The organism is Komagataeibacter sp. FXV3 (assembly GCF_015155755.1).
In the GTDB taxonomy this organism is placed as follows: Bacteria; Pseudomonadota; Alphaproteobacteria; order Acetobacterales; family Acetobacteraceae; genus Komagataeibacter.
The window spans coordinates 65748-79194 of sequence record NZ_VWPI01000007.1 but is presented as its reverse complement, the minus strand read 5'-3'; the positions used below and the strand labels follow the sequence as shown (position 1 = coordinate 79194).

Genomic DNA, 13447 nt, shown 5'->3' with positions numbered 1-13447 from the left:
TATCGCAGTCCTTCCCGGCTATGTTCACGTCGGGCAATACCAGTCCATGTCACCATTCACTCCATCTCTTCGTAAAGACGGATGAATCACAACAGGCTGGTATTGTTCAAAAACTTTCGGATCGGGCTTTAAGAAATAATGTCACAGTCCTGATATTCATACTGCTTAGTCTTCATCCATGACTATGTTCCCTTCAAAACCCGAAGACCAAGGGAGCGTTTTTACGACAAAATGCATTCCTGCTAATCGTCATATCTGTAAGAAGCTGTTTGAAACAGCCTGCAATAATGAGAAAGTCTCGGGCGAAGCTTTTTTCAAAAAGTTTCGAAGAACGCTGCCTTTGAAAAAAAGCAGCATCCAAAGACTTTTATTTTTTATTAACGAACTGTTTCCAAATGCCTTCCATGTATCCGCTTAACATCCGTCACCATGGGTTTTGTACCTTCACCCAATCTGTGATGTATTTCCCCATTTTTTGAAAATAAATACGGATGCATCGATATGGTCCGCGTGACAGGCAGCGGGAGCAGATAACTGACGGCACGCCCACCTTTCCCACCATGAAAAGCAGGTTGGTTGACCCGGAATTACAGCCCAAGCTCAGACAGCCCCGGATGATTATCTGGCCGGCGCCCCTGTGGCCAGTGAAACAACCGGTCCCCAGCAACAATTGCCAGGTCGTTGATTGAGGCAAAGCGATAGCGCATAAGCCCCACCTCATCGAATTCCCACATCTCATTGCCATAGGACCGGAACCAGCATCCCGTTGCGTCATGCCATTCATAAGCAAAACGGACCGCCATACGATTATTGCGAAAGCCCCAGAATTCCTTGATCAAACGGTAATCATGCTCCATGGCCCATTTGTGCGTGAGAAAAGAGACGATTTCACTCCGTCCCTTGATAAAGGTCGTACGGTTGCGCCACTGGCTGTCCACTGTATAGGCCTGCGCAACCTGCACGGGATTGCGGCTGTTCCAGGCATCTTCAGCAAGACGGACCTTTATCGCAGCGGTTTCAGCATCAAATGGGGGAAACGGCGGTCGTGACATGGAAACTCCTGATCTGGTCCCAAAGCAAGGGAGACAGGACTATTGTAGTTCCCGCACGGGATTAACGAAATGAAAATGATCCCTTATTTCAGCACAGGACCCGGTCCATTGGCTTTGTGCTCTATCCCGCAGGCCTCGCCACGACGCCTGAAGGTGCCGGGCATACCATCAGGCGACATTATGACCTGACGATGAGCGCAATGGTGGAGCGGATCAGTCGTCATCAAAGCCAACCATGCGAACACTGGCGCCGGATGGGGCGGGAGTGTCTGATACCCCTGTCGCCATTGGGAATGATCCGCCACCATGCCGGTGTCGGCCTGCATGACTGGCACCGGCGGGTCACGGAACAGGGCGATCAGCCGCCGTAAAAGACTTTTTCACCCAGATCCTTCATGTGCAGGATGGCTTCATCGGGGCGCCCCGTAATCTGCTGGTTCAGGTGTACGTTTGTGACCTCGGCAACGAAGGTATGGTGGTCGCCCAGTTCCACGATGTGGCGCACCTTCAGTTCGACTGCGGCCGGCACGCTGGTCAGGATAGGTGCACCATTCTCGGCCCAGCGGATATCCTGCCCGCCCAGCTTGCCATCAGCGTATTCGGCGGGTTTGAAGAAAGCGAAGGCGAGACCGCCCTGCCCCTGACCCAGAATGTTGAGCACCAGATCGCGGCTTTCACACACCGCGGCATAAACAGCGGAATCCGTCTTGATGCCAAGGGCCAGAAGCGGCGGGGCAAAACTGGTCTGGGTCACCCAGTTGATCGTGGCGGACGCAATGGTGGTCTCTTTCGTTCCGGCCGTTAGCACATAGAGACCATACGGAATCATCCGCAACGCGGTTTTCTTGGCCTGTTCATCCATGATGCATGCTCCTTTGTGATTCTTATGCCAAGAATGACGCGACGGAACGGGATATGTCCAGCGACCGACCGGGAATGGCTGACCATCAAGTATCAGGCAGCGTATGTGGTTTACCCATAACCGGGCAGGCGCATAAAGCCATATGAATCTGCTGGTGGCAGGACAGGAAAAAACCCTGGCCGGTCCAATCTCTCCGCGTTGACGTAGTGCGGCATCCCCCCTAAGAGTGCGCGTCCCGAACCAGCGAAGCCCGAACCGGCGTAGCCCTTGACCGAGCGCCGGAGGCGCCGCCTGACCATGTCCATGACATTCGCCGATCTTTCCCTGACACCGTCCCTGCTCAGTGCATTGGCCGAGGAAGGGTATACCCACCCCACCCCGATTCAGGCCCGGTCAATTCCATTGCTGCTGGAAGGTCGCGACCTGCTGGGCATGGCCCAGACCGGAACGGGCAAGACCGCCGCCTTTGCGCTGCCCCTGCTGCATCGCCTTGCCACAACGCCACGCCCGGCCCCCACAGGTGGCGCCCGCGTTCTGGTATTGGCCCCCACGCGCGAACTGGTTTCCCAGATCGCTGATGGTTTCGAGCGCTTCGGTCGCCATCTACGCCCCAGCGTGACAACAATTTTTGGCGGCGTCAGCCAGTTTCACCAGATCAATGCGCTCAAGGCAGGCGTGGACATCATCGTGGCCACGCCGGGGCGGTTGCTCGATCTGATCAATCAGGGCCTGTGCGACCTGTCGCAGCTTGAGGCACTGGTACTGGACGAGGCCGACCAGATGCTCGACATGGGCTTCGCCAAACCGATCGAGCATATTGTCGCGGCACTGCCAGACGACCGGCACACATTGCTGTTTTCGGCAACGATGCCGAAATCCATCACGGCATTGGCCGAACGCCTGCTGCGCGACCCGGCAAAAGTCGAGATCACGCCGCCCTCGACCACCGTTGACCGGATCGAGCAGTCGGTCATGTTTGTCGATGCCGCCGACAAGAAGGCGGCCCTGTTGGCCCTGCTACAGACGCCGGGAATGGGCCAGGCCGTGGTCTTTACCCTGCAGAAGAATATTGCCAACGAAGTCTGCGCCTTCATTATCGAAGCAGGCATCACGGCCGAAGCCCTGCATGGCAACAGGTCGCAGGGCCAGCGCGAACGTGCGCTTGATGCCTTCCGCACTGGCGCGGCACAGGTGCTGGTGGCAACAGATATCGCAGCGCGTGGCATCGACGTTGATACGGTGACGCATGTTTTCAATCATGACCTGCCCAGCCTGCCGGAAAGCTATGTCCACCGCATAGGTCGCACCGGGCGCGCTGGGCGCAATGGTTTCGCCATAACCCTGTGCGATGCTGAACAGCGTGCCTGGCTGCGGGATGTAGAACGTGAAATCGGTCGCCCCCTGACCGTGCAGGCCGATCATCCGTGGCATTCTGAAGCGGCACTGAATTCGACCATGCGGCCACCGGTCCTGGGCGGTGGGCCGGTCAAGCAGGTCAAGCCGCAGAAAAAGCGCGAGCGGAAAGTCTGGACCGAAGAAGAAAAGAATGCCGCGCGGGCGGCAGCAAAGGCAGCAGCAGAGACCGCCTGATCATATATGGCGACATGCCAGGCAATCAGATTGCAAGACGTCACTGACGTATATCATGACGTGATCGACATCTTCCATGATGACTGCGTGGTTTGTGACCCTGTCGCCGGGATGTCGGATACCCGGTTACTTCTGTATTAGGCGAACGGCCACCCGTCTCCCACTATCTGCTGCAGCAGGGTTGCGGGGATCTGTGCGATCGAAGTCGGTGCACCATGCCCGAAATCAAGACAGCGCTTCCTGATCGTGCGAGAAGCTGTTTAAAAACAACTCGATGATAGAAAAGAATAAAAATTTTTTGGGTACCCCCTTTTTTAAAGATAGCACCCTTCAAAGTATTCTGAAAAAGCTTCACCAAAAAACTTTCTTATGATTGCAGGATATTTCCTGGTCGCCTCCAAGTTTTACAACCCTGCTGAACCATCCCCACGGCAGCATCACATTACTTCATGTAGGCCAGAAACATCGAACACTTGCTGGCGATACTACGGGAATGCACCGTATCAAAGAATGATTTGTTCGAAAGTCAATCGGCATACCATAATCCGGTTCCGAAAGCCGTGGCAGAAGGCATGAGATGGTTAATGGATGTAGTATCAGGACAACGAACACTCCCGATTCCTATCCTGACCCCATAATACTATCGCTCGTTTATGTAAATTTAATGAAATGGACTTTTTACTTTAATAAATTAGATGCAGAATCAAAAAGGATGTTTTCAGATACACGCCTCAATATGATTGCGCCCGGCCCTGTCAGGTTTGGCCAAAAACTTTCAGCAGGCCAGCGTAACCGGATTGGCCACCAGGTCGCAAAATGGGCCTGTGAAACAAACGGAGTTGAAAAATACCTTCCCACCGATATTCGGTCATACCTTGAAACAGGACATCCCCCTACAATAACGACCAAATAACAGATAAACAAAACTATCGATTTACTGGACAAAATATATTTCGACATATCAGAAGAAACAGATGGACAGGACCCCGAAGGAAAGGCGATGGACTGGTTCAACGGGGCACGGTCGATCAATTCCGTCATGCATGCCATGGAGCGCGACAGCCTACCGTCTTTTTACGATACCCTGTACGAAGCCATGCCGCCACGAACAACATGAAAAGTATAGAAGAAATCTGCATCCACGCCCTGCCATGACTCATGGCGTTCCCGAATGATGCAACGCGAACACGATACAGCAGCAGGCACATATCTTCCCTGCTGCTGACGCAGGGTAAAAAGTTTGGCGTCCGCGCATTATGCCCGTATGAGACATTTTATTTTTTCCTGACATAGACGGCATAGTACGAAAGTCTTCAACCATTGGACCATATAGAAATCGTCAAGGCGCTGGGTACGTTTCTGGCCATCATGAACCCTTTCCTGAGCCTGCCCGTCTTCCTGGCAATGACATCAGGGTTCACGGTGGCCCAGCAGCGTGCACTTGCTATAAAGGTCACCCTGTTTTCGGCCGTCATGTGCCTGATCATTCTCCTGGCCGGGCAGAAAATCATCAGTTTCTTTGGTATTACCATTGACCAGTTCCGTGTGGCGGGCGGTATTGTCCTGTCCCGGATTTCGTGGTCGATGCTTAATGGCAGCAGCATCCCCTCCCATCAGGGCAGTCATCAGGAACAGGCCCAGTTGCAGAACCTGTCCGGTCTGGCCTTTTATCCCCTGACCTTCCCCATGCTGATTGGTCCGGGCACGATCGCGACCATCATCATCTATACCGGCCATGGCAGTTCGCTGACCGACATGGCGGAGATAGGCGGCATTATCGCGGGTATACTCCTTATCCTGTTTGTCACCCTGTTCTTTGCCTCGGAAATCGGCAGGGTCATGAGCGAAACCATGCGCACCATCACCACGCGCCTGATGGGCATGATCCTGCTGGCCATTTCCGTCGGCATGGTTATTGCAGGGATCAAGGCGGTACTGCCCGGACTGTCACGCTAACCCCACGGGCCATGTTTCCAGAAAGGCGGTATTTCCTGAGGATTTTTTCAAGAGACTGTCTGAAAAGTCAGATCAGGAAATATCCTGCATTCATAAGAAAATTTTTAGTGAATCTGTTTGCAGAACATTTTGAAGAATGTCACCTTTTTGAAAAAAGGCGACACCCAAAATTTCTGTTCTTTTTTATCATCGAGTTGTTTTCAAAACGCTCCTGTCATTCGTCAGGCCGGATCGAAATGTTCATCCGCCGCCATGATCGCGCGCATCAGCACGTTTGCGCCTGCCACAATATCATCCGGTTCGGCGTATTCCGCCTCATTGTGGCTCAACCCGTCACGGCAGGGAATGAAGATCATTGCGGTCGGGCAGATCCGGGCCATATAGGCTGCATCATGCCCCGCGCCGGAAATGATGTCGCGATGGGTCAGCCCCACCCGGCTTGCCGCATTCCGCACCATGCTTACGCAGACCGAATCAAACGGCACGGAAGGAGAGACCGAGCTTTCCTCGATCGACACATCAATCCGTGCCCCGCGCGCAGTCTCGGCCGCCTGTGCCCAAAAGGCCCCTTCCATCCTGTCCACCACGACATTATCCGGAGGGCGCAGGCCCTGCGTCATGCGCACCTCCCCCGGCACCACGTTGCGACCGTCCGGATTGGCGCCGATGATCCCGATGGTTGCCTTGGCATCGGGACCATGTGCCGTCGCCACATCGGCCGCCGGCAAGACGTCCCGACGCAATTCCATGGGCATAGTACCGGCATGGGATTTCTGGCCAATCAGGGTCACGTCAAACCACCGCATGCCCTGCACGCCATAAATGCCACCGGTGGGCTAGGTGTCAAGGTGGCTGCACATCATCAGTGGTGGCAGGTCATGATCGTTTCCCTGCAGGGGCAGGAACTACCTACCGTAAAGGAACAGCCAAGTGCCGCGCCCTGCGTGGCAAGCCAGTCACGGACAAGGCGGTCCTCCTCAGAAAGGGCGAGCCGACGGATCCCGCCCCGTAGCGGTCGCGCCAAAACAGGACGTGAAGGCAATGTCCTCATTCAGGCGGGCACCATCAATCGTGATATTTGCATTCCTGTGCATCTGACCAACCTTTGCATCATGACCCTGCGCTGTTGACCCGCGTCCGGCACTCCGGGTCGTATCGGCCCGTGTTTCCGTGCGGTTTACGCCGTTACGAAAGTCAGCATCATATCGCGCAGGCTGTCCTGCAGGGCCTCCAGCCGGGCCAGACCCTGCCAGGCAATTGCCTGATTGCGCGTGATGTATTCGGCATCGGCGGGATTGCGGCTGGCGCGCCATGAGCTGATGCCCAGCGACATGACCAGCCGCGCGCCCATCATTGCGGGCAGGCATGCCAGTTCGACCTTCGTGAGTGCAATGGTGCGGCAATAGCCAGACAGGATCGCCATGAACTGCTCCAGCGGCTGTGTGCCGGTGCCCATCATGTACGATGCGGCAATCGCAAGATCCTGCACGCGCGGGGCGCATATCACATCGCCAAAGTCGATCACGCCCTTGATGGCCTGCTCGCTGCACAGGATATTATGAACATTGAAGTCGTTATGGATCACCTGCGCGGGCAGTGTCGCCATGACTGGTTGCACCTGCTGCTCGAACGTCGCCAGCGCCGCGCGGGCCAGCGCCCCCTGCGCCCCGGTTGGGAAATAACGGATGAAATTGCGCATATAGCCCGCATTGCATAAATTCCACAAAAGCGCATGGGACTGGGCCGGATGGCGAAAGCCCGCCAAAGCCCGGTCCAGCCGCCCCAGCATTTCTCCAATGGAGGTACAGAGCGGCACCGTCGTCGCCCGGTTGCCCAGTGGCGTACCGGGCAGGAATGTCACCATCCGCACGATCCGCTCGTTACCCGCGCAATCGCGCCATACGGGATGCGGCACACAGGGGGCCAGCAGTTTCGGCACGGCCAGCGTCGGGTCTTCCGCCCCAAGGTAGCGCAGGACACTGTCCTGCAGGTCCAGCACGTCCGGTCGTTCGGCACAGTGGGCGATTTTCAGCACATAATCCCCGCCCTGCGCGGACCGGAGGCGGAAATTCCTGTCACGCTCTCCCGGCAGGCGTGACACCACGCCGGTCATACCGAACATGTCATGCGCGATCCGTGTAGCGTCCTCCATCGATACGGGCCGCGATGGCTGTTCAAGCAGGGTCAGCGCCGCTTCAAAATCGGGTCCGGTTGTTCCCATGCCGGGGGAAGAGACAGTCGCGCCCATCGGGTACCCCCTGTTCACATGTAATCCATTGATGTCACCAGACGGGTATCAAGGTAGGCGTCGAGTGCCCCTGACCCGCCTTCCGAGCCATAACCGGAATCCCCGATCCCGCCAAAGGGGATTTCCGGCAGGGACAGGCCTATATGATTGATGGTCAGCATTCCCGTGCGCACCGTATCGCGCAGTCGCGCCGCAACCGCGCCCGACCCCGTGAAGGCATAGGCCGCCAGCCCGTATGGCAGGCGATTGGCCTCGGCAATCGCATCTGCCAGGGTCTCAAAGGGGCAGAGCAGCGAGATCGGGCCAAAGGGCTCCTCATTCATGATACGCATATCCACCGTCAGCCCCGTCAGTACGGTGGGGGCATAGAAATAACCCGGTCCTGCAAGGCGCATACCGCCGGTTTCCATCCTTGCCCCCCTGTCGCGCGCCTCATTGACCAGGGCCTCGATCGCCTCCAGCCGCCGCTGGCTGACCAGTGGCCCCATCTGCGTGCCGGGACGCTGGCCATTGCCCACCACAAGGGCGCGCATGCAGGCGACATAGGCGGTCCGGAGTTCATCAAAGACCCCTTTTTCAATCAGGAACCGCGTAGGGGAAACACAGACCTGTCCCGCATTGCGGATCTTGGCCGCGGCAAGGATGAAGACCGCACGCCTCAATATCGGCATCCGCCGTGACAATGACCGGACCATGACCGCCCAGTTTCAGCGTCACCCGCTTCATGTGCGCACCCGCAAGCGATGCCAGGATCCTGTCACTGGCCACTTTCCACTGGCCATCAATAAACAACAGGCGGGATAGGGCATCATCATGTTTCTCTTGCGGAACTATCGGCATGAGCGTCACCGCAAAGGGCGTGACCGCAGCACCATGGCACTGCGGTCACAGGGACCTCAGCCTTTCTGCATCGCCTTTTCGAAGACCGCGGCGGGATCGGGGCGGGCCTCCGCCAGCAGGCCTTCCAGCGTCATGCTCAGGCGCAGCACGCCGATATCGTCATTGACACGGCCACCAATCTGGATCCCCACCGGCAGGCCACAGGAAGAATAGCCCGCCGGCAACGACGAAGCGGGTTGGCCCGTCATGTTGTACAGCAGGGAGAACCCGGCCCATTCCAGCCAGTCCGGCCAGTTGTCATCGGGCACCGTAAGCCCTGCCCTGAGCGGCAGGATGGAAACGGTGGGCGAGATGACGAAGTCAACCGTTGCATGCTGCCGTGCGCATTCCTGCCGGTAGGCCAGACGCGCCATCATCGCATCAACATAATCCCCGGTCGGGATATGCGCCCCCCGGTCGCCCCAGCCACGGAATTCGGGGTCAAGCAGGTCACGATCGGCCGGGCTCAGGCGGCGCTGGGACTGCCATGCCCCCACCTGCCACAATGTACGATAGGTCGGACGCCAGTCCTCCATGGGGGCCAGCGACACCAGCACGGCACCTGCCGCCTCGATGCGCGCGATTGCGGCGCGATAGACCGCCGCCACTTCCGGGTCGACCTTCATGAAGCCGAAATCTTCCGTCACCCCGATCCGTACCCCCGCCAGCGGCAGCGGCATAACCGGAAAATCCGAGGCCGGAAGCCGATCGGTGGTAAAGGGGTCCATCGGGTGGCGCCCCTCCATGACCGAAAACATGAGGGCCGCGTCCGCCACCGTGCGGGTGATCGGGCCAAAATGCGCCATGTCGGAATAATGCGGGCCGACCGGGTACATCGGCACGCGGCCGAATGTCGCCTTCAGGCCGAACACACCGCTGAAACTGGCTGGCACACGGATGGAGCCACCGCCATCACTGCCCAGCGCCAGCGGGCCGCACCCCGCGCTGATGGAGGCCCCCGCCCCGCCACTGCTGCCGCCCGGTGTATGATCGGTATTGTGCGGATTGCGGGTGATGCCGGTCAGCGGGCTGTCGGTCACCGCTTTCCAGCCCCCTTCGCATGTCGTGGTGGAGGCGAACAGCACGGCCCCCGCCTGGCGCAGGCGCTCGACAGAGGGGGAATCCTGTGTTGCGGGTGGATTATGTTCGGCAATGCGCGAACCCCGGGCAAAGCGCCAGCCTTTCACCATGGCCGTATCCTTGATAGAAACCGGCACGCCTTCCAGCGGGCGCGTAGGCAGGCCGGCCGCCCAGCTACGCTCGGCCGCGACCGCAGTCGCCAGGGCACGTTCGGGATCAAGGCTGCAGAACGCATTCAGCACCGGCTGCACCGCCTCGGAACGGGCGATGACATCGCGGATCACCTCCACCGGTGAGAGTTTCCGCGCCGCATACAGCGATAGAAGCTCAACGGCCGATAGTTCACATAATTCAGTCATGGAAATCATCTCTGCTTTCTTGATGTGCCCCCGGCACCGGGGACACACGGACCGCGACCGGTCAACATGGGCATCGCCCTCGATCTATGATCCGCTGCAGACCGGCCAGACAAACACGGATATGAAAAAAACCGCTTTAGCCCCGGGAATGGGACACTCGGCATCGAAGCCTGCAAAGGTGGATCATTGCAATACCATTTCATCCTGCTGCGTCAGATCATGCAGTGTCGCGAAATGGCAGGGGCATGTCATCATGTTTTGTCCCTGTATATGTGATGTTTCAGGTCAGGCCGCACCGTGTTCCATGGCCCCGGCCTCTTCCCATGCGGCACAGGCCTGCAGTTCGCCCAACCGTCTGCACGCCATGCCCTTGTGTGTTTCAGTTTCCCATTCCAGACTGGACGCCATGACTCCACCACTCCTTGAACGCCGCCAGCAGTTACTCAGTCCGTCTTACCGGCTGTTCTATGATGAACCGCTTCATCTCGCATCGGGTCAGGGGGCATGGCTGACCGACGTGCATGGCCGTCGTTTCCTGGATGCCTATAATAATGTTGTCCCGGCCGGGCACTGTCACCCGCGTATTGTGGACGCCATTGTGGCCCAGACGAAACGGCTGAATACACATACGCGTTACCTGCATGATACCATTGTGGACTACGCCGATGCGCTGCTTGCAACCTTCCCCTTCCCCGCGCAGGCAACATTTACGTGTTCGGGCAGCGAGGCCAATGATCTGGCTATCCGGATTGCCCGCCATGTAACCGGTGGCCAGGGGATAATCATAACCGAAAACGCCTACCATGGCGTTACCTCCGCAACCGCCGAGATTTCTCCCTCCCTTGGCAAGAGCGTCAATCTGGGGATGTATGTCCGCACGGTTCCCGCCCCTGCCGCAGACACGGATTTTGCTATGGGGGTCAGATCCGCCATCGCGGACTTGCAACGCCATGGTATCCGGCCTGCCCTTCTGGTGGTGGATACGCTGTTCTCCTCTGATGGGATATTTTCTGATCCAGCCGGTTTTCTGGCGCCTGCGGTTGAAGCTGCCCATGAAGCCGGGGCCCTGTTCCTTGCCGATGAAGTACAGCCAGGTTTCGGACGGACCGGTTCCCATATGTGGGGTTTTGAACGCCATGGCGTCCAGCCGGACATGGTCTCGATGGGCAAGCCCATGGGGAATGGCTATCCGGTTGCTGGCCTTGTATGCCAGCCGGACGTGATCCGGGATTTCGGGGCCAGTATCCGTTATTTCAATACCTTTGGCGGCAACCCGGTCGCCATGGCCGCTGCCATGGCGACACTGCGTGTCATTCAGGATGAACACCTTATGGAAAACGCCAACACGATTGGTGCCTACCTACGGACGCAACTGGCCCGGCACCCCGGCATTCATGATGTCCGTGGGGCGGGACTTTTCATTGGTGCCGAATTGGCGGATGGGACCATTGCCTCACGGGTTGTCAATGAAATGCGTGCATGCGGTGTGCTCATCAGTTCTTCCGGACCCGCCGGGAATGTCCTGAAAATCCGTCCACCTCTCATATTTTCCCGTGAACAGGCAGATATCCTGAACGATACGCTAGGAGCCGCCCTTGAAATGGTCATGGCGGATCGATGACGGTCCCCATCCATGCCTGCTTTAATTGGGGTTATACTGAATAGATACCGCATGATTAATTCGGAAGCGGCCATGTCTGACGGGGGATGGTGGTCAAAACAGACAGGAATGGCTGAATGACAAAATCACGATGCTGTCCACCCCTTACAGCATGATGTAAAAAAGTAATCGCCAAATTTTAATAACCGAATAGGCGGTTTTTGTGAAATAACGACAATCATTACGCTTCGCAAATTGCTTATAGATTGGCTGTGAACTGAACGCCCAGTACGGCTGCATCCCGGAATGTTGTGGTCGCGCCGGGATGCTGCAGATATTGAAAATCAAACTGCATCGTCGTTGAATTACGTAGCACATGCGTGCTGTAAAAAGCTTCATAGACGTTTTCCCAACGCTGAACACCCCATACCGGCCCCCATTGATTGGCGAGGTAGGGCAGACCCAATGCGCGTGACGATTTCTGCTGCCGGGAAACAGTGCTGCTCATGTCCATATGTTGGAACATGGCCCCGATCTGGTCCTGCCTACGGTGCCATAGTGATCCCGTCTCCACCAGTCCGATCCATTCATGGTCGCGCATGGCCACGACGTTGCCCTGCGAATAGCCCACGCCGCCAACCGCCAACAGTCCTTCCGCCACGCCCGGGCCATTACGTACCAGCATCTGGTCAAACATGAACCATGCCGTGCTCATGCCCGCTTCATAACGCCGAGGCTGTCCCGTTAACTGAAAGGAATTGCCATGAATATCGGCATAAAGGTTTGGATAGCGTGAATTATCGTACCACGCGCCAATCTTGTAATTTCCGCGCAGGGCGTGTTTGCCGAACCAGGGCATCCAGCCAACCTCGACCTGAGAGGAGACCTTGCCCAATCCGCTCTGGGCCAGCGCCCAGCCTGAAATACCACCGTTATAGGCATGGGGTGAAACGGCAAAGATCCCGCCCATGACATAGACTTTCTTGGCCGGAAAGGCCCGTATCACCCCACCGAGATTACCCGAAGGCCAGTCCCGGCCGCCGGGAACATATTTACCCGGTGCAAAGTTGCTACACACGGACACGTTCATGAAGGAACAGGCCACGTAATCGTAGGCAAAGAAACTTCCGGTTGGAATATCGCCTGCAGAAACAACGATCCGTTTATGCAGGAATGTCTTTTCAGCATACATCGCAACAAGGTGTGCGACGACATTACCGCGCCCCCCATATATCTGTTCAGGATTCGTAACCGAGTCACCAAGATTATAGCTGAAGTTGCGCCCATGGCCGTTGATGACGAGAAGATGGGTCCATAACCCACTGACCCCTGCAAGTCGCTGCCAGTCGATATCGAGTTCACCCGCTACCTGACCTGCCAGTACGTCCGAACGTGTGCGCCCGCCACGCACATTACCCATGTATTCTTCATTGACAGCAACGTTGAGGTACAGGCCGCGCCGGTTCAGCCATTTCCGTGTACCAAACCAGTCACCAAACAGGTGCGGCGCACCGTGCAGGGTGGGTACCTGCGGGTCCACCACAGCGTTACCCCATCCTTCGAGGGGAAAAGCATGGGCGGAGTATGGTTCAAGGACCACCGGCAAGGACTTGGAGGTTTCGCTCTGGGCAAATCCTTCATCTCCATAGATCAGAGATACAAAAACCAGGACTGTAAATATGAGTATCTTTGACACAGGAAAAACATTCTGAAGTTTCCCCACGTTTTCATGGCCCATGAAATATATTTCAAACAATAAAAAATAATAAATTGGCAATATATTGGAAAATATAATGAGAATGCCGTGAGTTCCCGATTTTA

At 56.8% G+C, this 13447-nt stretch carries 12 protein-coding genes; 3 read left to right on the top strand and 9 right to left on the bottom strand.

Features of this window, described 5'->3' with window-relative positions; genetic code table 11:
- Window positions 1–587: 587 nt before the first annotated feature.
- Window positions 588–1052 carry a nuclear transport factor 2 family protein gene (locus F1542_RS00995; protein WP_193731361.1) on the bottom strand — a complete coding sequence of 155 codons (465 nt, stop codon included), beginning with the start codon at window positions 1050–1052 and terminating at the stop codon, window positions 588–590.
- Between the two features lie 358 nt (window positions 1053–1410).
- Window positions 1411–1914 carry a flavin reductase family protein gene (locus F1542_RS00990; RefSeq protein ID WP_193731360.1) on the bottom strand — a complete coding sequence of 168 codons (504 nt, stop codon included), beginning with the start codon at window positions 1912–1914 and terminating at the stop codon, window positions 1411–1413.
- 297 nt (window positions 1915–2211) lie between these two features.
- On the opposite strand from F1542_RS00990, the gene F1542_RS00985 reads away from it, so the two are divergent.
- Window positions 2212–3504 (top strand): DEAD/DEAH box helicase, encoded by a 1293-nt coding sequence (locus tag F1542_RS00985; protein WP_193731359.1) that lies wholly within the window; start codon window positions 2212–2214, stop codon window positions 3502–3504.
- A 1320-nt stretch (window positions 3505–4824) separates the two neighbouring features.
- Window positions 4825–5460, top strand: coding sequence for a MarC family protein (locus tag F1542_RS00980; protein ID WP_193731358.1), 636 nt, complete (start codon window positions 4825–4827; stop codon window positions 5458–5460).
- Between the two features lie 221 nt (window positions 5461–5681).
- On the opposite strand, the gene F1542_RS00975 is transcribed toward F1542_RS00980, so the two are convergent.
- From F1542_RS00975 to F1542_RS17315, 6 genes are all read right to left on the bottom strand, one after another.
- Window positions 5682–6266 (bottom strand): M20/M25/M40 family metallo-hydrolase, encoded by a 585-nt coding sequence (locus F1542_RS00975; RefSeq protein ID WP_227672346.1) that lies wholly within the window; start codon window positions 6264–6266, stop codon window positions 5682–5684.
- A gap of 371 nt (window positions 6267–6637) precedes the next feature.
- A complete protein-coding gene (locus F1542_RS00970; protein WP_193731357.1) occupies window positions 6638–7708 on the bottom strand; it encodes a phosphotransferase in 1071 nt (356 codons plus the stop codon).
- A gap of 14 nt (window positions 7709–7722) precedes the next feature.
- Window positions 7723–8370: an aldehyde dehydrogenase family protein gene (locus F1542_RS00965; RefSeq protein WP_253073242.1), complete on the bottom strand. Its 648-nt coding sequence runs from the start codon at window positions 8368–8370 to the stop codon at window positions 7723–7725.
- Window positions 8285–8548, bottom strand: a complete 264-nt coding sequence (locus tag F1542_RS17425; protein WP_346011738.1) for an aldehyde dehydrogenase family protein — start codon at window positions 8546–8548, stop codon at window positions 8285–8287. Before F1542_RS17425 ends, F1542_RS00965 begins: the two co-directional genes overlap by 86 nt.
- Window positions 8549–8604: 56 nt before the next feature.
- Window positions 8605–10026 (bottom strand): amidase family protein, encoded by a 1422-nt coding sequence (locus F1542_RS00960; protein ID WP_227672345.1) that lies wholly within the window; start codon window positions 10024–10026, stop codon window positions 8605–8607.
- Between the two features lie 285 nt (window positions 10027–10311).
- Window positions 10312–10434: a hypothetical protein gene (locus F1542_RS17315; protein WP_256431391.1), complete on the bottom strand. Its 123-nt coding sequence runs from the start codon at window positions 10432–10434 to the stop codon at window positions 10312–10314.
- On the opposite strand from F1542_RS17315, the gene F1542_RS00955 reads away from it, so the two are divergent.
- Window positions 10433–11647 (top strand): aspartate aminotransferase family protein, encoded by a 1215-nt coding sequence (locus F1542_RS00955; protein WP_193731356.1) that lies wholly within the window; start codon window positions 10433–10435, stop codon window positions 11645–11647. The genes F1542_RS17315 and F1542_RS00955 overlap by 2 nt on opposite strands.
- Before the next feature lie 238 nt (window positions 11648–11885).
- Here F1542_RS00955 and F1542_RS00950 read toward each other — a convergent pair whose 3' ends face one another.
- Window positions 11886–13364: a carbohydrate porin gene (locus F1542_RS00950; protein WP_227672344.1), complete on the bottom strand. Its 1479-nt coding sequence runs from the start codon at window positions 13362–13364 to the stop codon at window positions 11886–11888.
- Window positions 13365–13447: the final 83 nt, after the last annotated feature.